The 21,275-nt window shown below is 36.2% G+C and carries 13 protein-coding genes; 11 read left to right on the top strand and 2 right to left on the bottom strand.

Translation table 11 applies throughout. The features are described from left to right. The first annotated feature begins 42 nt into the window (after positions 1 to 42). Positions 43 to 3,384: a vWA domain-containing protein gene (locus tag B096_RS0101730; RefSeq protein WP_018579058.1), complete on the top strand. Its 3,342-nt coding sequence runs from the start codon at positions 43 to 45 to the stop codon at positions 3,382 to 3,384. Positions 3,385 to 3,531: 147 nt separating this feature from the next. On the opposite strand, the gene B096_RS0101735 is transcribed toward B096_RS0101730, so the two are convergent. Continuing rightward, a complete protein-coding gene (locus B096_RS0101735) occupies positions 3,532 to 5,442 on the bottom strand; it encodes a BglG family transcription antiterminator (RefSeq protein WP_018579059.1) in 1,911 nt (636 codons plus the stop codon). A 139-nt stretch (positions 5,443 to 5,581) separates the two neighbouring features. On the opposite strand from B096_RS0101735, the gene B096_RS0101740 reads away from it, so the two are divergent. From B096_RS0101740 to B096_RS0101755, 4 genes are read left to right on the top strand one after another with little or no spacing between them, the layout of a single operon-like run. Further along, positions 5,582 to 5,896: a PTS sugar transporter subunit IIB gene (locus B096_RS0101740; protein WP_018579060.1), complete on the top strand. Its 315-nt coding sequence runs from the start codon at positions 5,582 to 5,584 to the stop codon at positions 5,894 to 5,896. 21 nt (positions 5,897 to 5,917) lie between these two features. Beyond that, a complete protein-coding gene (locus tag B096_RS0101745; protein ID WP_018579061.1) occupies positions 5,918 to 7,138 on the top strand; it encodes a PTS sugar transporter subunit IIC in 1,221 nt (406 codons plus the stop codon). 12 nt (positions 7,139 to 7,150) lie between these two features. Further along, complete coding sequence (locus tag B096_RS0101750; protein WP_018579062.1) at positions 7,151 to 7,492, top strand: PTS lactose/cellobiose transporter subunit IIA; 342 nt, start codon at positions 7,151 to 7,153, stop codon at positions 7,490 to 7,492. Position 7,493: 1 nt separating this feature from the next. After that, complete coding sequence (locus B096_RS0101755) at positions 7,494 to 8,924, top strand: glycoside hydrolase family 1 protein (protein WP_018579063.1); 1,431 nt, start codon at positions 7,494 to 7,496, stop codon at positions 8,922 to 8,924. A gap of 174 nt (positions 8,925 to 9,098) precedes the next feature. On the opposite strand, the gene B096_RS0101760 is transcribed toward B096_RS0101755, so the two are convergent. After that, positions 9,099 to 10,904, bottom strand: a complete 1,806-nt coding sequence (locus B096_RS0101760; protein ID WP_018579064.1) for a family 20 glycosylhydrolase — start codon at positions 10,902 to 10,904, stop codon at positions 9,099 to 9,101. Between the two features lie 420 nt (positions 10,905 to 11,324). On the opposite strand from B096_RS0101760, the gene B096_RS09745 reads away from it, so the two are divergent. The 6 genes from B096_RS09745 to B096_RS0101790 all read left to right on the top strand — a co-directional run bounded on the left by B096_RS09745 (position 11,325) and on the right by B096_RS0101790 (position 21,265). Next, positions 11,325 to 13,211: an N-acetylmuramoyl-L-alanine amidase family protein gene (locus tag B096_RS09745; RefSeq protein ID WP_156813091.1), complete on the top strand. Its 1,887-nt coding sequence runs from the start codon at positions 11,325 to 11,327 to the stop codon at positions 13,209 to 13,211. A gap of 336 nt (positions 13,212 to 13,547) precedes the next feature. After that, complete coding sequence (locus B096_RS09750) at positions 13,548 to 16,793, top strand: PT domain-containing protein (RefSeq protein WP_018579066.1); 3,246 nt, start codon at positions 13,548 to 13,550, stop codon at positions 16,791 to 16,793. Between the two features lie 423 nt (positions 16,794 to 17,216). Next, positions 17,217 to 18,455: a sugar ABC transporter substrate-binding protein gene (locus B096_RS0101775; RefSeq protein WP_018579067.1), complete on the top strand. Its 1,239-nt coding sequence runs from the start codon at positions 17,217 to 17,219 to the stop codon at positions 18,453 to 18,455. A 21-nt stretch (positions 18,456 to 18,476) separates the two neighbouring features. Beyond that, complete coding sequence (locus B096_RS0101780) at positions 18,477 to 19,418, top strand: carbohydrate ABC transporter permease (RefSeq protein WP_018579068.1); 942 nt, start codon at positions 18,477 to 18,479, stop codon at positions 19,416 to 19,418. 9 nt (positions 19,419 to 19,427) lie between these two features. Further along, positions 19,428 to 20,246 (top strand): carbohydrate ABC transporter permease, encoded by an 819-nt coding sequence (locus tag B096_RS0101785; RefSeq protein ID WP_018579069.1) that lies wholly within the window; start codon positions 19,428 to 19,430, stop codon positions 20,244 to 20,246. After that, positions 20,243 to 21,265 (top strand): zinc-dependent alcohol dehydrogenase, encoded by a 1,023-nt coding sequence (locus B096_RS0101790; protein ID WP_156813092.1) that lies wholly within the window; start codon positions 20,243 to 20,245, stop codon positions 21,263 to 21,265. Before B096_RS0101785 ends, B096_RS0101790 begins: the two co-directional genes overlap by 4 nt. Positions 21,266 to 21,275: the final 10 nt, after the last annotated feature.

The raw sequence follows: 21,275 nt of genomic DNA on the forward strand, positions 1-21,275 counted from the left end.
ACTTGTATAATACATCTAGAGCGGTATAAAAGGAGACCATATATGAAAAAAAAACTTTTTAAGATATTTTTAATTATAGCATGTGGATTATTTTTAGTTCCTATAAATCTAAGTGCTGATCAAGGTGAAGAACACCAAATATCAGATCAAGATATAACGGTTAAAAAGTCCACAAAGTGGCTCAATAAGAACACAGGAGAGCTTGAAGTAACACTATTAATCAAGTCACCCAAGAATATTATGTTGCCAACACCTAAATCCGTAGATGTTGTATTAGTTTTGGATGTATCAAACAGTATGAAAGAAAAACTACATAATGGTCAAAGTAAAATTGATATGATGAAAGAGGGTTCGAAAGAACTCGTTGATTCATTATTAAGCCAAAATGGTTTTGATAATAATTTAACAGTTAATGTGGGAATTATTCCTTTTGATCGTTATGACAAAGATGCTTTGGGGGGATATGTTCCTCTCACTAATAATGAGACTAAACTTAAAAATGGAATCGATAAAATGAAAGCAAGTGGAGGAACCAATATACATGCGGGAATCTTATCTGCGACCGATATGTTATCACAGTCTACAGCTGATGATAAATATATGGTTGTTTTGTCTGATGGCTTACCAACTTATCACAATCAAGTTGACGGCGGAAAAATCGTTACCGATTTCTATGATTACTCTTATGATAAACCAACAAAGTTTGAACAAAATTACTTCTTAACAAGTAAATCAACTAAGGTTGTTGGTAGTGGTTCCGATGTAATGTTGAAAATTTTTGCACGTTATAATGTACTTGTCTCTAATTCTTTTAAAAAAATAATCGATAATGCTCGACCTGCGATTTCTGCAGCTTATACTGCCAAAAAAGATGAGAACATTCATATCTTTTCAATAGCGTATGATTTGGCCTCAAGTAGTGATGGTCAAGAAATATTGAAAGCTATCGCTTCAAACGAACCCAATAGTTATCATAGTGCTGTAGATAACTTAAATGAAATATTTAATGATATCGCCGGTGCTATCGTAGATAAAGCGCGTGTTGTAGATGCAAAGGTTGAAGATGTAATGCATCGAAATATTTTAGGTGGTAAGGATAATGCTCTGGAAGTCAAACCGGAATCAATTAAAAAATATATTGATGGTGAAGAAATTACCAAAGACGATATAATTGATGCTCACTATGATGAGATAACGAAAACAGTACATTGGAGTATCAAAGGAAACCTCAAACCAGAAATTGAATATAAACTTGTGTATCAAACAAATGTTGATTTGAACTCTCTGATAGATGAGTTAGACTTTATTTTTGAAACAAGTTCTCATGCTCAAAGTACAACGATGAACTATACAAATTCAGATGATCATAAAGCTACGATTGCTTTTAAACAACCATCAATTAGTGTTGTTTCATATCAAGTAGAGCTCTATTTCGATGGTGTAAAAACTTCTGATTCCGAAGTGGGGGTCGTTGGATTTGAAATCGATGGAGAAAATGAAATAACCATTCCACATTTGGAAACCATTACTGAACAAGATCGTGATTACGTACTAACAGGTGTGGACTACGGTGGTGATTTAAATCGGGATAATACAATTTTAAAACTGGATGCAAATCCGCATGCGAATGTTGTAAAACTATTCTATGAAACGGTACCACCCTTGTCACGTAAGGTTGAAGTGCGTTACTTTAAAGACGATTTAAATGATTTAATTGGTAGTAAAATGTATGAGGTGACTGATAATCAATTAGCGCTCGAACCAAACCTCTTAAAAACGGATCACGATTTAAATGATGATGCAAATTTCTACTATGCAACCATTGACGGAATTGCTTTTGAAGAAGATGTTCGTTTCGATTTAAAAGAAAATCAAAGCCACGTTGATGTCATTTATAAAAAAAGATCCATCCAATACAGTGTGTCATATCATCAAAATGACATTAATGAACCATCATTTTATTCAGAGGGAGCATTTGGTGCCAGCCAAGGCGATACAATCAATATTGATGATATTATTTCCAGCACAGGAGATATGATTGAAAGCACCATCACAAATTATAGAACATGGCATCATATGAAGGTATATTGTGATGGCATTGAAGTTGATGATGTCACAAATATTCAACTTGTTAAAAACAATCATACGATTCAAGTTGTATTTATACCTAATACCGCTTCAGTTTCACTCAGAATGGTTAAAGACAGTCTCAATGACGATACATTCTATAATGAAAAAAATGCATTTGTTTATGGTGATACTTACAATATAAAAGATTCTATTGAATCACATCAAAATATTATTCAACAAGAGTGCGAAAATGATTGTCTATATATCGTATACATTGATAATATTGAAACCGTTGAAAATACGGTTTTACTTGAAAAGCCAGAAACACTTATAACTGTATTATTTACTGATAAAACGAGTGATATTTCGATTGATTACTATATCGATTCTTTATCAGACAAAAATTACCTCGGTACTTTAAATGAAGTTGCGCTCATGAATTCAGATTTGAAAGTGGATCAGACAGCATTTAAAGATGATGCACGTTTTGATAATAAAGCACTTCAATACGATGCTCACATTAATGATTCGGATTCGGATATTATTAAAATTACAGAAGATAATCAAAAAATAGTAGTAGTTTATACAAAAGATTTACTTAAATATCATATCTATTATATCAATGAAGAAACAAATGAGTCATTGGTCTCAAACGAAGGTATTGCATATCACAATGCGCTCATCGATGCGAAGGAATCAATGTACTTAAATCACCAATACTTCGGTACATTATTCAATCATTTTCAAACCGTAAAGCACGAACCCTTTATTGTCAGTGATGATGAGATGATCTTCAATGTTTTTTATCGGTTGAATTCGTATGAAACAAAAATTTCCTACTTTGAAGGGGAGAAATTATTAAAGACGGATGTATTTAATCAAAAAGCTGGAACAAAGCTTGTGATCGATCCCGAGAAATATTTGACTGATGAAATGTTAAATGAGCCTGCGATAAATTATATTATTGACGGCCCATATCAAAAGGCAGAGGAATTAATCGTTTTAAAAAATCATGACATAAATATTGTTTATTCAACAAAGAATATTGAACCGAAACCGGGAGAACCAAAACCAGGAGAACCGAAACCGGGAGAACCGAAACCGGATGAACCTAAGAGCGATACCCCTAAACAATCAGATTCTAAAGGTGATGATACCAAAACGAAAGGGTCTACGTCGAAGGTAAAAGAAACACAATTACCGAATACCGGAATATTTGATACGCCAGTAGTTCGAGTCGGCATTCCACTCATAATCATGGGTGTTGTTCTAAGAATGATTACTCAAATTCGTAAAAAACATACATCATTATGATGACTCATTAATACGAAAAGATTTACCTAAATGAAAAAGAAGTTTGTATTTTACAGACTTCTTTTTTTATATATCACAATCAAAAGCGTAATCGTGCTTGAAGTAATAAGCTTAAGCTATAAGACATGCGCGATGAATTCATATTTGTTATAAAAAATTTGCGGTAAGGATATTGATAAATGTTTCGACATCATTCGCTTGAACAAGCTGGTCGATGACTGCGTTTTCTGTAAGCATCATGGACAACGGGTCAAAAATATCTGCAAAGATTTTTCGATCATCTTTAGCAATCGAAAGCATAATAACAAGGTCAACATCTGTATTAACCCAAGAAATTGGTTTCTTGTTTATTAACACAGTCATTGCGGTCTTGTCGGCATTCATTTGCATTGAATGCGGAATGGCTATACGACCATAACCCGTCGAAGACATGTGTTCACGTGCAAGAATTTCGTCTTTGAATGATGGTTTAAAACAGTTGTGATCAACACCGGTTTGGATGAGTTGATCCAAAGCTTCAATTTGAGTCATATTTCGATCTTCAACTAAGAATAGTTCCGGACTGAGCATTGTTTGAATGGTTTCTCTAAATTTATTTTTGTTTTTAGAATCTTTAAGATCATGAATGGTATCGTAAATTCGATTTGTATCCCGCTCATTTTTGAAAGGGCTGATGACAAGCACAGGGATTGGCATCTGTTTATGTATGTTTTGTGTTGAAATAATTAAATCAATATCACTTACATCGATGCGAGCTTCATCTGTAACGACGTTTTTCACAATTAAAGAATCATTAAACGTGGTAATGATGTGATTGTAAAGATTTTGATCCATATCGTAATACTGTGGTAGAACCAAAACACAATTTATCTTATTACCTAGACTTTTTTGGGTCTCCAATGCGCCCCCAATGTGAAAGGCGATATAGGCAATTTCATCATCATTGATTGCGACACCGTAACGACGACTGATTTCATGAGAAACGCTTACTGCACAGTCATAAATCAAGGGACAATTATGTTTGATATTAATTGTAACGGGGTTTTTATTCGCACGCCCAACTGCAAGTCGTTTTAAGAGGTTATTGATGTGTAATGCAAAGCGAACAAAAAACTGATTTTCGCTGATATCTACGTAGTAATAACGATTAATACTGCGGATTAAATCATCGACCAAGCTTAAGACTTCTGTTGTAATATAATTTGAAATATTGAGCTCGTTGACGGTATCATAATTGATATTCGTGCCGGAACTAAGGATAAGTAAGGCAAGTTCGTAAATTTCACTGTCACTGTAATGAATCTGATAAAGTTTATTAATTCGTGATGCTATCGCGGTAGCGATGGTAAGTTCTGTTGCATTAATTTCAGGATAATTGTCAGTGTCATGAGCATAAATATTATTGTGTTGGATTCGATTAATGGACACTACAATATGTAGAATTAAATTCATCAAGGCATAATCATTTATGAAATAATGATTTTGATTTAAGGTTTCTTCCACGATTTCTTTAATTTTTATCAAATCATAGTCCTTAAAACTATGTTGCATCGATTCAATATTTAAGAAATTTCGATTGGATTCATGATACAAAATTGAGGTTAACAAACGGCGTTTATTCTTTTCAAGACCATGAATAAACACTCTTTGATTTTCAATCTGCATTTCGAGGTCGAATTTTCCTAAACGTTTCTTTAACTGTACGAGGTCAGCCCGAATGGTAGACTCGCTGACATGAAGGTCGTAGGCAATATCTAAAATGTTTAATCCACGATCTTCTTTAACAAGAAGTTGAATCATATAAACGATACGTTCTTCCGGTGTTGTAGGCAAAAAATCATCCATTTCCTTCAACATCTCGGTATAACAGGTACGGTCGAGTAAATAGCCCTCAGTTGATGCTGTAATTAAATGTGGATAAGCATCATTAATCACTTTTACATAACTTTTTATGGTTCGAACGGATTTGTTAAGTTGATTTGAAAGTTGTTTGGATGTCAAGGGGGTAAGATGATTACTCATAAAACTTAAAAGTTCAAGATGTTTTGAATCAAGCATACAATCGCCTCTTTTCTATATTAATTATACCAACTAGAATATACCGCCTATTTAATGAATTGCACCGCCCTTGTGCTAAAACATAACGATGATGATACAAAAAAACGAGATAATAGAGTCACAGGAAAGGAGTTTGGATATGGACAAACTTAGAATATTACTTGTTTGCGGATCAGGCGCAAGCAGTGGATTTATGGCAGCAAACATTCGTAAAGCTGCAGATAGTAAAGGACTTAATGCAAGTGTTACCGCTCGTAGCGAGTCAGAAATTGAGAATTATATTGATGAGATCGATGTGCTGATGGTCGGTCCCCATCTTGCATATATTCTGGATGAAGTAGATGACTATATTGGTGATGCACCCGTAAAGGTAATCTTAATGAAACCAGATTACTACTCGACCTTAGATGGTGGTAAAGCAATTGATCACCTCATGGAAGAACTTAATAAATAATTATCAAAAAAGGAGAAGGTTATGGAAAAATTAATTAAATGGTTAGAAGAATCTTTTGCCCCTAAGATGAATAAAATTAATCACAATGTTTGGATAGTTGGAATTAAAGACGGAATTATGCAAACATTACCATTTATTTTCTTAGGATCTGTATTCTGTATGCTTACAATTTTAGGCGATGTTGTACCGAATTGGCCTAACTTCTGGGTTCCTTTTGGATGGACAATGGGGATGGTCTCCTTATTTGTAGCATTCTTGGTTCCTTTTAACATCATGGAAAAGAAACGTCTTCGTAAGCACCGTATTAATGCGGGACTTGCTGGATTAGTACTCTTCTTAATTATTATTACACCACAAGTTGTTGAAGCTGGTGCACCAGGATTCGGTCATGAGTCATTGGGTGCAGGTGGAATGTTTATTGCGATTGTCGCAGGAATGTTCTCAGCATTTGTCTTTTCACTCTTTGGAAAATTCTCATTCTTTAAAGAAGATTCTGTAATTCCAGACTTTGTACGTTCTTGGTTTGATTCAATGTTACCAATCGCGATTATTGTTGTCTTGGGTTGGGTTCTCGTAGATATCATTGGTTTTGATCTCTATAACTTGGTTCTTGCAATCTTTAAACCACTTGCTGGACTTGTAGAATCACCAATTGGATTCCCATTAACAATGTTTATCTTCTGTTTCTTATACTCATTGGGTATCTCATCTTGGGTACTTACCCCAGTATTAACACCAGTATTCTTAGATGCAATCAACGCTAATATTGCTGGAACTGCAACAAATCTTGTAACAAATTCTACAGTTTACTCAACATACCTATGGGTAGGGGGTATTGGATGTACCTTACCACTTGTAATTATGTGTATGCGTTCAAAATCGAAAAAATTAAGTGCACTTGGAAAAGCATGTATGGCACCTGCCATCTTCAACATCAATGAACCGATTGTGTTTGGAGCGATTGCATGGAACCCAATCTTAATGATTCCAATGTGGTTACAAGGAATTATTTTACCAATTATTGTATGGATTTTCACAAAAGTAATTCCATTCGCACCAATTCCTAATGTTATGTTTGAAATGTGGTACTGCCCATTCCCAATTTCAACTTGGTTAATTACACGATCAATTCCTGCACTAATTCTACTTGTTGGTGTCGTAGTTGTCGCAACATTAATCTGGTTACCATTCTTTAAAGTATATGAAAAACAACAAGTAGCAATTGAAGCTGAAGAAGCTTAAGAGGAGGTTATGATGGAAGACGATAAATTAGTTGCTGTTTCGATGGAAATCATTCTCAATGCGGGTGATGCTCGTATGAAATCCACAGAAGCATTAAAAGCACTTGAACATTTTGACTTTGATGATGCGGATGCAAAAATGAAAGAAGCATTTGATAAGATCAGGATTGCTCATACAGCACAAACAAATGCCATTCAAGATGAAACCCGAGGCATTAAACAAGAGCATTCGCTGTTGTTTACACACGCTCAAGATACTTTAATGACCATATACAGCGAATTAAATATTACGAAGCGTTTGATTGCAATTATGCGTGCCATGGATGGACGTATCTCAAAATTGGAGGAACGATAAGATGAATCAACAAGGATTTCCAAAAGACTTTATGTGGGGCGGCGCCATTGCTGCCAACCAAGCTGAAGGTGCATGGAATGAAGGCGGAAAAGGCTGGTGCATCGCAGATATTAATGAATTCCGTGATGATGTAGCGCTTGCAAAAAAGAGTAATAAAGAGGTCACTACGGATTATGTCAAACAGGCCATGGTTGATGAAGTAGGTATTTATCCAAAACGTAATGCCATTAATTTCTATCATACATACAAAGAAGACCTCGAGCTTCTTGCCGGACTTGGTATTAACACATTCCGTACTTCTATTAACTGGTCCCGTATTTTCCCAAACGGAGATGATGCAGAACCAAATGAAGAAGGTCTCCAATTCTATGATGATCTATTTGATGAAATGTTGCGTCATGGGATGGAGCCAATGGTTACCTTATCTCATTATGAAATGCCGATTAATTTAACCCTAAATTATAAAGGGTGGTACGATCGAGAAGTGATTGATTTCTTCGTTAAGTATTGCGAAACCTGTTTTAAACGCTTTAACGGTAAAGTTAAATACTGGATTGTTGTAAATCAAATTAACTTGATCGGTCACGAATCGTTTAATCACTTAGGAATTGCTGAAGATAAAGTAGAAAATTTACTGGAAGCTAAGTATCAAGGTGTACATAACGAACTTGTTGCGAGTGCTCGTGCTACTAAGGTAGGTCATGATATTAATCCTGATTTCCAAATTGGTATGATGCTTTGTGATTGGATTGCTGCACCAGCATCTTGCAAACCTGAAGACGTGTTTGCAGCGATGAAACACAATCAAATGGAATATTATTACTCTGATGTTCTCTTACGTGGGAAAATTCCTGGATATGTGTATCGATTCTATGCCGATAATGGACTCAATATTGATATTCCTGAAAGTGATATTGAAGATTTAAAACACACTTCTGACTTTATGTCATTCTCCTATTACTATACTCAAATTATCGATTCAGAAGGATGGGTGAGTGGTAAAGGAACCATGCCTAATCCAAATTTAAAAGCCAGTGATTGGGGATGGGCAATTGATCCTCTTGGATTACGCACTGCTTTAAATCAATACTGGGATCGTTATCAAAAACCAATCTATATTACAGAAAACGGATTTGGAGCTTTTGATACCGTTGAAGCGGATGGTTCAATTCATGATGATTATCGTATCGACTATTTACGTGAACATGTCAATGCCATTAAAGAAGCACTTAAAGATGGTGTAGATGTTCGTGGTTATTATCCATGGGGTCCAATTGATATTGTTAGCTGCTCGTCTTCAGAGATGAGTAAACGTTACGGATTCATTCATGTTGATTTAGACAATTATGGTAAAGGAACTGGAAAACGTTCGCTTAAAGATAGCTACGCGTGGTATAAAAACGTTGTTGCTTCAAATGGCGAAAAGCTATAATTTCGCGTTTATAATTAACATACATATACATCAATCGGAATTGATGTGATGGATTGTTCTATTTTAAAATGGTTTATAAAAATAAATAAGAAGCAATATTCGATGTCTTTATTGACAAAGAAGTAAAAAAAAACACTGATGTGCTCATCAGTGTTTTTTTTTTGGATTCTTTGTTTATTTTACTTTTTTTAATAGGAGCATTCCACCAAAAGTCAAAAGACAACTTATTGATAGAGTAGACCACGAATGCGCAACGCCTGTTTGAGGTAATACCTCTGCCTTGAATTCTTTGTTGACTTCCTGTCCTAACGCCGGAGTTGATGGAGATTGCACTAAAGTTGGTGAAGTACGATCAACCGTTTTAGTGTTAGGTAGGGTTGATGATTCAGATTTAGCGGTCGGTTTTAAAGGCGAGAGAATACGTGGTGATGGCGCAATGTCTTTAAGAAGAAGTGCTTCAATCGCTTTCTCGAGTTCATTTACACTGTGATCAAGTTCTGCTTGTTGTGTGATGTTTAAATCTTCATGGATAAGACCCAATATTTTTTCAATGTCATCAAAATTCTGGTAAGCATTTGAATCTAAAAGCTTGATCTTTGCTTTTAAACTATTCAATTTTGAATAGTCTGCTTTTTTATATGTAAGCAATTTGATCGAAGTTTGAAGCTCTTGCGTCATCGTATCGACTTGGTCTTGATCAACGATACGAAGACCCCTTTGGATGTTTGATTTTGCTTTTTCTAAACGCTTCACTGATTCATCATTATAGATGCCAAGGTCAGATGGAATTGCTTGTAATGTTTGCTCTAAGGCTTCATAATTAGCCGGTTTGATGAGGATATTGGGATGTGTCTTGGAGAATGTATCCATAAGGTTTAAGATTTTATCCATACCATGGTCTTGTTGGGGATCATCAGCCCAAATAGCTTGCATGCTACCGATTGAGGGAATGAAGCTTCCACCAGCAAGTTGATCAAATGGATTATTTTTGATATTCTTCAATGCATTGTGGTAGTTATAAGCATCTTTATCGATATGACCTAAAACCCAATACCATGCGTCATTTGTGTTAAGTAAATCATGTCCTTTATTAGCGAAATAATCAGGCTTAGCGACATTGAAACCCCACCAGCCTGATGTCCAATAGGAAATAACGATGTCTTTATCAAAGGTACCAAAAGCATCCTTATGATTATAATAAATTCCATCATTAAAGCTCATGGGTTTCATACCTGCATCTTTAATGATTTGTGCAAGCGTATTTGTATAATTGATGAAGTCTCCATAGAGACCCTTGTTTTGTAATTCACCCCAACCAGGTGTTGTGAATACATCGTTTGCATACTCATCAGCACCAAAGTTAAACATTGAAGAAGCCCCATAATTACCAAAGTATTGCGCATACTTCTTGGTTAGCTCTTGGACAAAGGCAATTGCCTGTTTATTTTCGATGTTAACCGTTCGTTCTGAAATTTTGCCATTGTTTTGATAGCGTACATCTGACAGACCAAGATGTTCCATCGCAACGAGAATCGCATCCATATGACCGGGACTATTGATGACTGGAATGATATCAATATTACGTTTTTGTGCGTAAGTAAGAATACGGTTCATAGCACTTTCGGTTAAAACATTACCGTTTGGATCATCATAATAATGTTTATTACCTTCTGTAATTGCATTTTTTACATCATCACTTTCATAGCGTGTACCCTCGACGGTCATCGTCATATCATCAAGAACAAAGCGTAGACCGTCATTACCTAAGAGCACTTGAACACCAGTATATCCATTTTGGTATGCGCGCTCAATGATTTCAATGAGTTGTGTTTCTGAGAAATATTTTCGACCTGCATCAATGGAAACGATGCTCAGTGGTGTTGATGCTGCCTCGTCAGCATAGACCATATTTCGACCACATGATAAGAGTAAACCAAAACTCAAAACTAAGATTAAACAGAATGTCTTTAAGTGTTTCATTATTTCCTCCTTAATGTGTATGTTCCGATGTTAGCGCAATCGTCTTACAAAAAAACAGGATAATCACAAAAAGAGTCTTTTTGTAATCACCCTGCCTAATTGAATAGTAACATGTGAACATTCATTTACATTACAAAAATACAATAGAATAGTTCTTCTGTCAAGCGAATACTGACAATATTGATAACGTTTACATTAAAAACTTTATGATAAAGGTTGAAATCGTTGAGTGGTGGTAAAATGTCTGGTAATTAATTCATTTAGAGTCTTTAAATCTTAAGGTTTCTTAATTGCGGCGACGATAAGAAAAAAAATCTTTACAATTTTATCAAAATCTTTTATTTTAATTAAGCAACATGAATCTATCATTAGAGTTCATTTTGTATCATAAATAGACGAAAGTCGAAGGGGATGGATTTGATGGAAATAAACAGATCAAGATCAGTAAAACGATTGAAATGGGTGCTCACATTGTGCATCGGATTTGGAGTGGTGATGACAAAACCGATGCAAATTGCTGCGGAAGCCGATAATGTAGAGGTATCTAATCATGATAATACATTGGGATATGATGCAGAGCGTGCATTAATATTGTTTAAGGCATATTTATTCAGTTTTGATAATATGACAGATGAACGTGCCAATAGATATATCGAACTTATTAAACGGTTACCTGTTGAAGAACAAGCAGCAAAAATTACTGAGTATAAAAAGCATTTTGAGGCTCGTAGACAAAAAGAAAAGCGGGATCAAGCCGTCGAGATATTATTAGAGGAAGTAGATTTAAAATTTTTCCATGTGCCTACAGACGTGAAGGCAAGCTATGCAGAACGCATTAAGTCGGCAAGTCTTGATGAACTTCCCTTGATCCGGGAAGAATTGATAGCTCTGGATCAAGAGAATGCGAAAATGGTGGATATTTATCGAGATTTTCATGATCAATTGTTTGCCTTTGAATTTTTAACGATTTCAGATAAAAATTATTATGATGATCGAATGGAAAATGCATTTTACGAAAAAAACGAATTAATGTTAAGGCAGGCATTCAACGATGCTGTAAAAGCAAACGAAGCTGCACGACTGAAAGCACCGAGTACACTTTTAGAAAGTGCAAAAGGTGTTGCAATGACTAAGGTAGATAAGTTGTATGAAATGCTCGATAGCATCGACCACACATTAGAACCTTTACCAAAAACAGCTTTCTATAATAAATATAGTATATATTGGTCAGAATTTGGTAAAATACGGAAATCGAAAGCAGCTGTGGTAGAAGAAATAAAAGCATTAAAATCACTTGAAGCGGTTAATGACTATACGAAACGGTACCTGATTCCTGCTCATGATTTTATAGTTTTAGAATACTCCGCACGTGTTGCCTTGAAAATAGGCAAACAATATCCGGATCATAAAGAAATTCAAAGATACCTAGCGGAAGATATTTTTAAAACATGGCCGCAAGGGGATGTAAGTGGGTTATCTTTTGTAGCGATGAATCGTTTGAATCGGATTGAAAATGCGGTTGCATCAGTAAAAATAAAACCTAAGCAACCGAATGTTCAAAGTCCGGAAAAAAGTACTAAACGGAATGCTTGGCTTGGTGCTGTAGGAAAATCTAAATATGTTGATGAGACAGGAAACTTTGTTCGTAGTCAGTGGAAACAAGTACAAGGCAATACGTATTATTTTAATCAAAGCGGGATTCCAAATGTGGGTTTGTTTACAGTCGGTAATCAAAAGTATTACAGTACTGAAAAAGGTGTCTCTCAACAATGGCATCGGTATGGAAAGACGTGGTACTATACGGACCAGGCTGGCCGCCTTGTTACAGGTTGGAAAAAAATATCCGGAAAATGGTATTATCTCGATGAATCCGGTGCGATGGCAACCGGATGGAAGAAAATAAACCATAAATGGTATTATCTTGACGGTTCAGGTGCAATGGTAACAGGTTGGAAGCGAGTCAACACCAAGTGGTATTACCTTGAAGAAACAGGCGTTATGGCCACAGGTTGGAAAAAAATAAATCATAAATGGTATTATCTTGATGGTTCGGGAGCGATGGCTACCGGGTGGAAGAAAATTAGTAATAAATGGTATTACCTCGATAAATCCGGAGTGATGGCCACAGGTTGGAAAAATATCCAACAAAAATGGTACTATCTCGATGGTTCGGGCACAATGATTACGGGATGGAAGAAGCACAATCAGAAATGGTACTATATGGATGACTCAGGTATGATGATTCGCGGGTGGCGGAAAATTAAGGGGATATGGTATCAATTTGATCAAAGTGGCGCGATGCTTTAAATAATATTTAACACTTCAATATGAAGTGTTTTTTTGTATTTAAAACTTAAGAATGAATGAATAATCAAAATCCTTCTTGCGTGATTGAATGATTTTTTGTGTGGGTTGTGTTCGTAAATGGGACAAGCCTAACTGATGAGAGGTATTCTTGAAACTCGACATTATATATCGTTTTATGTGAAAAATATTATCATAATCGCAATAAAATTATATTAAGTTACAAGATTATGTCTTTTATTGTAAGTGCTTACAACATATACTTTGGATAATATGAAAGAAAGGAGAAGGCAATAAAATTTAATAACGATATCGGGAAGGAAGCAAAAAGGAGCTAATATGAAACAAAAAATAAATAGAACATTATTGGTAATCTTAACATTGGTTCTTGGATCGTCAGCACTGGGTGTGCGTTCAATTCAAGCAGAGGAAAAACCACAAGCTGTTTTAAATGGTCGTGGTTATCTTGAACCAACCAGTGTTGATTCACAAATCGACACAACAGCCGTAGTTATTAGTGCGGTATTTTCGGAGCACAAGGGACGTTTAATGGCGTATACTATGACGAATGGTGGCTATTTTAATGCCTTAGATGTTGAGCAGGATGAAGTCATATTCAGTAAACACGTAGAAGGGGTGAGTCAAGTTTGGGCTCACACAGTTGATTCGAATGGAATTATCTATTTAGGGGCTTTAGGACCTAAAAATGATGGTCAACTTTACCGTTATGTTCCAGAATCAGAAAATTTAGAATATTTAGGAACACCTTTACCAGGTCATCAATTTTGGTCTATTACTACAGATGAACACGGTAATGTTTATATTGGGACCCATAAAGAACATGAAGCGGCTGTTGTTAAATATGATGTGTCTAAAGAAGAATTCATTCACTTAGGCTTAGCTGCACCGGGTAAAAATATGGGATATGTGCGTTCAATTGCATACCATGATGGAAGTTTGTATCTAGGGACAGGAATTGATGCACGACTCATTAAAATGGATCCAGATACAGGTGATACTATAGATATCACTGCTAATGCATATGATATTATTGATAAAAAAAGCGATAAAAATGACATTAAGCATATATATAATTTAGATGTTGCGGGTGACTATCTGTTTGCACGTTTTGATAATGATGGTGAAAATGCTTTATTATTTTATAATCTTAAGGAGCAAAAATGGTCAGATAAAAAATTAGCGAAAAACCATGACGGTGGTTCGGATGATTATGGGGTATTTAGTTGGGACCAATTAGCTTTTAACGGTACAAAAACGTACATTACCTATGAGCGTAAATTACATGAGATTGATATTGAAACCTTGGAACATCGCCAAGTTGGTAATTCATTTTTAGGTCATCGTGGTGGTGCGGTTTGGGATTTTGGTAAGGGCAATGAGTTTGTATCCTTAGAACGTATTGGTACCATGGCTCATTTTAATCTTGAAACAGGAAACTCACATCGTACTGAAAATGTTTTAAAAGGAACACCACTTTTATTGCATAATCTTGGCAAAGATTCGGAAGGAAATCTTTATGTATCATCATACCCAGGTGGACCTAAAGGATTACAAGTAAACTTAAAAGAGGGAACCAAACGTGAGTACCGCCAAATGCAAGCAGAAGGCATGGCTGCTGGTGAGGAACACACGATGTATTTTGGTCTGTATGGTGGCGCAGTCATTCAAGCAATGGATACTCAGTCTTTGAAACAGGAAACATTGTTTAATTTAAAAGATGAATATCAACAAGACCGGCCTTATATCATGAAGTACGAGTATGATTTACTAATGATTGGAACGATTCCAGATTACAAAGTTTTAGGTGGTGTCTTGGCTCTTTACAACCAAAAAACACAAGAGAAAAATGTTTATCCAAATGTGGTGAACAATCAAAGTATCGTCGGCCTCGCTAAGTATGGGAATCTTATTTTTGGGTCAACCACGACAAAGGGTGGGCTGGATGCAGATCCAACTCAACAAGCTGAAAAACCTGTTATTTTTGTATGGGATATCGAAAAACAAGAAAAGATTCAAGAAATAACACTACCTTTTAGTGAGATTTCAAAAACTCCGATGATTAGTGGTTTGACCTTTGATCAAGATGGACAACTATGGGGGGCTGTAGATGGGATTCTGTTTACTATGGACCCGGAAACACTGATGTTTACAAAATATCTAAATATTTATCCTGATATCAGTAATCGCGGCATGTGGCGTCCTGTGCACATTGAGTTTGGTGAAGATGGGTTTGTGTATACCGACCTTGGTGGTCGTCTTACGGTAGTTGATCCTAGCACATGGGAACACACGCGGATCCTAACACCGAAAGAAGTTGATTTTATGACACTAAGTCATGATGGAGACGGGAATGAAGCCATCTATTTTCTCCAAAATAGCCCAACCGCGATTGAAACTGTAAAAATTATTGATGTGGACCCGTTTGATGTGGTTGATGAAACGATGGTGGCACAAGTGATACTTCCAATAGAAAATCATAATTTTGAGGAAGAAGCTGTGAAACAGAAAGCTGTGGAAGGGCTGACAGATAAAGAAGTTGATTTAAAAAGCATTTCGGGCTGGTCATCTTTGTTCGATGCAATTACCGAGAATGTTGGTTTTGAGATTACGGATGAAAAAGCATTTGAAGGCAATAAGAGCTTAAAATTATTTGATCGAAGCGATAAAGAAACGGTATTTGTTAAATCAAATCCTATACCCGTTCAACCAGATCTTAACTATCGTTTTAATACGCAATTATTTTTACTGGATGGTCAAAATACAGTTTTCATTCGTTTCTTTGATCAAGATGGAAACAGTGTTATGAATGATGTAGAGGGAGTAAGTTTAAAGCATATTCGCAATGGATATGGTTTGTGGCAAGAAGTAAGTGTCGGTTATCGAGCACCAAAGGAAGCAGCTTATGCACAACTGCATTTTGGTTCATCGAATTATTTTCAAACAGAGGGTGCCTTCTATGATGCAATTGAAGGTTTTGAAGAGCAGGAAGTGGTTATCTTGAAAACCAAAGCATTAATGCACTATCTTGATAAAGCGGAAAGATTTGTAGCAAATCAAAGTAAAACACGGACAAATCTTGACCTCAAGGCTTTAGTTGATGAAATCGAGAGCGTAAAACTCATGATCGAACAAATCCAAAGCGAGCAGGATGCTATGAAAATTGGAATTTCACAAGAAGCGTTTCAGGAACGAATTTCACAAGAAGATGTGGATGCAGCCGTAGCTTCTATAAAAATGGCAGTGGATACATTAAAGCCTGTTGAACCCGATGAGGGTGAAAAACCAATTGAAACTCCGGTTGATAATCCGACGGAACAACCAACTGAAAAACCTATAGAGTATCCAACTGAAAGCCCAACAAAACCACCAGTTACTGAACCAAGTCAGGAAGTACCCGTCCAAGGTGGTGTTCAGAAACCAATGGAAAGTGAGGAAACTGTATTTGATAAGCACAAAGTATTGAATCAAAATCTTCCATCAACAGGGGTTCAAAAATACTCTGTGGTTCCTTTAAGCGTAATGCTCTTGTTTGCAGGATCCATATTATTCAAAAAAAGAGATTAATTCTAGGAGGGAAACCTCCTTTTTTAGATGAGTTTAATGAGTTATCGCAATATTTTTATGATTATTGGCAAGTTCGGTAATTTTGTAAAGAAGGAAACAAGGCTATAATGAAAGCGTATTCAAGATGGAAATCACAATATAATGCCAAGTTCTCTGTATATTATTTAAAAACCTATTAAAAATACAGAAGATACCATATAAATTATGATGAAAGTTAATCACGTTATGAGCGTTTAAACTGAAATTATGTTTTATTGCGCAAGATATTGATGAAAGCAGGTCTTGAAAGAAAAATGGATAATGCAAGATCATTGTCTTGGAAGATGCTCTGTATTGATGAGTCTATGGGGAGGTGACATTGTTACGGGCAACTTAAAATGTTGATGTTTTAAAATCACAAAAAATATCGTAGGAGGAAAAACGATGAATAAGAATGTAAAACGTTCGATAGTGGTATTAATGTCATTATTGGTATTAGCGGGATGTGGTAGTAAAAAAGAAACACCTGCTGAAGCTGCAAAAATTACGGTTTGGGTACACCCTTTTGTAGGTCCTGAGAAAAAAGATGAGATTGAAGCAGTTTATGCTGGAATGACGGAAGAATTCAAAAAAACAAATCCAGAAGCTGAAATCATATTTGAAGAGATTCCATGGGCGAACCGCGAACAAAAACTGACGACGACTCTCGCAGCAAATGAAGGTCCTGATATTTTTTATCTCATTCCGGATCAATTAACACAATTTGCAGATAAGGGTTTAATTGCTGATATAAACGATTTTGTAAAAACAGAAGAACTGAAAGATTTCAGTGAAACATCAATTGATGCAGTAACCTATAAGGAGAAACTCTTTGGATTACCAATTCTTCGCGAATCGCAATCACTTTTCTATAACAAAGCAATTTTAGAAGAGATTGGTGGCGACATCAATAATCTACCGAAAACATGGGAAGAATTTAATGAACTCGGACAAAAGGCTGTAGATAAAGGTTACTATGCACGAACTTATGATGGTGGAAATACGCTTAATTCATCGCTTTATCCTTTAATTTGGCAAGCGGGTGGGGATATTGTTAATGATCAAAATGAAATCTTCATCAATAATGAAAAATCTATTAAAGCATTTACTCAAATTAATGAATGGTATCAAAATGGGTTTATTTCAAAAGACTCGGTTACCATTGAAGACTCTGCGGGTCTCTTCCTAGAAGGCAAAGTGATGGCTGCATGGGCTGCTAATAATATGATTGGTGCTGCTGAAGAGAACAAACTTGATTTCGTCATTGGATCACCACTTAAAGAAGAAGTTGAGACAACTTTTGGAACTACGGGGGCGTTTATAGTCTCATCAGGTTCAAAAAATAAAGAAAAAGCGGTTGAATTCTTACAAGTAATGACAAATGTAGACAATATGAAGCCTTTCAATGAAGTTACAGGATTTATTCCTCCACGTGAATCTGCGTTGGGAATCTTTGATGACAATGAAGCAATGAAAAAAATGGCTGAATTTACGAAGATTGCGCGTCCTGGCGTCATTAACGCTCAAGCACGTGTCTTCATGCCAGATGTTCAAGCAAAAGTACAAGCGATGCTTGAAGGTTCATTAACGCCTGAAGAAGCTGCACAAGAGGCAGCAGATGTTATTCAAACATACTTAAAATAATTTAGAATGTGAGGGTTTAAGATGGAAGAAAAACACCAACCATCCCAAGTTAAACCACACAAACCGACACGAACGGAACGAGTGCTTCATCATTTTAAGAAGCACTCGCTCGTTTATCTATTTCTCGTACCGGTTTTATTACACTTTACGGTGTTCTACGTGTGGCCAATACTTTTTAGTTTTGCAATTACATTTATGGATTATCCAATTATTGGAAAACCAGAGTTTATCGCACTCGCAAATTGGAAACGATTTTTTAAAGATCCAAATGCATGGAAGTCTATTTGGAATACTTTAAAATTCTCGTTGTACTATATTTTACCCACCATGGCATTAGGCCTCTTCTTTGCCGTTTTAATCCATTCGTTAAAACGTCGCTGGGCAACATTTTTTAAGGGGGTTTTCTTTCTTCCTGTTGTTACCTCGTTTGTGGTTATCTCCGGAATTTGGGCATGGATGTTCAGAGGGAACAGTGAAGGTTTTATCAACCAGTTCCTAGCACTTTTTGGTATTAAAGAACAATTGTTTCTATCAAGTTCAAAACAAGCACTTATCGTATTAGCAGGGTTATCAGTTTTTAAAGTAGTTGGAAATACGATGATTTATTATTATGCAGGGTTACAAGGGATTCCAGATGATGTCTATGAAGCAGCGAAAATTGATGGTTCCGGTCGTTTTAGAACCTTCTTTAAAATTACGATACCGCTTTTATTACCGATTCATTTGTATGTCGCTATTACCACAACAATTGGCTCTTTTCAAATCTTTGACTCAGCATTCTTGTTGACCAAGGGTGGACCAAACTATGCTACAAACACAATCGTATACTATATGTACCAACAAGGATTTACGGCATATGACTTCGGTTATGCAAGTGTACTTGCATACGTCTTATTCTTCTTTATCTTTGTGGTATCAATGATTCAAAAACGTTATCTTGGTAAACAAGTTGATTATAATTAGGAGGCACTTATGAAAGATCGTAAAATAAAAATAATTCGTAACGTTATCCTCGCATTATTTGGTTTGGCGTTCATCATTCCATTCCTAATTATGATGACGGGTGCGTTTATAGATGCAAAAATACCTGTAGGAAATCCTTTTACTTGGCTCAAAACACATGACTTGACGCTTAAGAATTTCCAACATATTTTTAAATATTCACCAATTTTAAGATGGATGCTGAATTCCATTATTGTTTCGGTAATTCCTACCGTACTGCAAATGTTTTTCGCAGCTATTCTCGGTTATATCTTCGCCCGTAAAGATTTCTTTGGTAAAGATATACTATTTTGGGCAATGATGGCAGTTGTGATGGTACCGACACAAGTCTTAATTATCCCGCGTTATATTATGTTTAGTAATTTTGGTTGGGTAAATAAGCGAACAGCTCTGATTGTACCGGCAATTTGGTCGATTATGGGTGTGTTCTTAGTTAAACAATTTATGGCACAAGTTCCAAAATCTTTAGAAGAATCCGCACAAATTGATGGAGCAAGTGATTTAAAAATCTTCTTCACGATTATGTTGCCTCTTTCTAAACCCGTCATTGCAACGGTGGGAACGTTCGCATTTATCTCATCTTGGAATGATTTTCTTACACCGCTAATCTTTACCACAAGCAGTGACATGTATCCAATTACAGTTGGACTGGCATCCTTGCTTACAAAAGAAGGTCATTTTGGAATTGAGATGGCAGGTGCGTTCTTGTCCTTTATTCCAACATTTATTATATTCTTGTTCTTCCAAAAATACTTTACGAAAGGAATTGCCTTTACAGGTATCAAATGATGAAAATGAAATTTTTAGGAGCAAAACACGGGATTGTAGATATTTATGAAGCTGCAATACCTGAAGTATCAGATCATGATGTGTTAATTAAAGTAAGTTATTCAGCGGTGAGTCCAGGAACTGAAATGTCGATGAGTGCATCATCTCAAGCAGATGTGGTTCGTTTGGGCTACTCTGCTTCCGGTGTGGTTGAGGCAGTGGGGGCTGGAGTTGAATCTTTCAGTATTGGGGATCGTGTTGCTGTTTACGGTGCCCCTTATGTAGGGCATCGCAGTTACTTAAGTGTCCCGAAAACATTAGTTTCAAAAGTGCCGGATTCTGTAGAGATGACGGATGCTTCATTAGCCGGATTGGGCGCGATTGCCATCCATGGGTTACGTCAAGGAGAACTGCAGTTTGGAGAAATTTGTATTGTAGTTGGACTGGGGATTTACGGCCAATTAATTGCGCAAATTGCGCATCAAGCAGGAATGGTTGTACTTGCCTTAAACCGTTCGTCAGCGCGCGCAGACTTACTTGCAAGCGTTTCGGGACTTAAGACGTATTCCGATGAGACGGAATTGGAAAAAGACTTGGATCTTTTAAGTGGTGGAAAAGGCGCTGATGCCGTGTTCTTGTGTGCCGGTTCAGGAGCAAGTTATCTTACCGACAAAAGTCTTGATTGGTTAAAAGATAAGGGCAAGTCCGTTATTGTAGGCGATATTCAACCGAATTATTCACGAGAAAAGATGTTTATTAAAGAAATTGATGTGCGCATCTCTCGAGCAGGCGGACCTGGACGATACCAAACATCTTATGAACGGGATGCTGTTGATTATCCGTATGGTTTTGTACGATGGACTGAAGGCAGAAACGTAGCAGAGTTTATTCGTTTATTGGAAAATAAGCGCATTGTTGTGAATCAATATTATGATGAACCAACGGATATTCAGATGTTTCCAAAAGTATATGAAACATTATCAAAGCGCGGTGCGAAGTATTTAACACATTGCTTTACTTACGCACCCAAAGCATTATGAGGGGGATTAT

Source organism: Erysipelothrix tonsillarum DSM 14972 (genome assembly GCF_000373785.1).
Taxonomy (GTDB): domain Bacteria; phylum Bacillota_I; class Bacilli_A; order Erysipelotrichales; family Erysipelotrichaceae; genus Erysipelothrix; species Erysipelothrix tonsillarum.